Source organism: Salifodinibacter halophilus (assembly GCA_012999515.1).
In the GTDB taxonomy this organism is placed as follows: Bacteria; Pseudomonadota; Gammaproteobacteria; order Nevskiales; family Salinisphaeraceae; genus Salifodinibacter; species Salifodinibacter halophilus.
This window is the reverse complement of record JABEEB010000830.1, coordinates 1-231: the sequence shown is the minus strand read 5'-3', so window position 1 is coordinate 231 and position 231 is coordinate 1. Positions and strand designations below refer to the sequence as shown.

The window sequence follows — 231 nt, the reverse complement described above, 5'->3', positions numbered from 1 at the left end:
CGCTGGTGCGCGACACCGGCGGCACCTTGGTCTATTCCTCGGCAGTGGGCGGCAAGGCCATCGTGCGCTACGGCTCGGTGGCCGAGGCGATGCAGGCGCGGCAGCGGATTCAAGGCCGCGCCGGCGTGAAACAGGTCAACCCCGATCTGGTGCGGCCGCGCGTGCATCCGATGTAAGCGAGGTCGCAGTTGCTGCGGCGGGTTCGCCCGCCGCAGCGGATTGGAAACGCTC

At 69.7% G+C, this 231-nt stretch carries 1 protein-coding gene; it reads left to right on the top strand.

All coding sequences use genetic code 11. The features are described 5' to 3' along the window. The coding region (locus HKX41_13900; GenBank protein ID NNC25226.1) for a hypothetical protein at positions 1-176 on the top strand (176 nt) is incomplete at its 5' end. Positions 177-231: the final 55 nt, after the last annotated feature.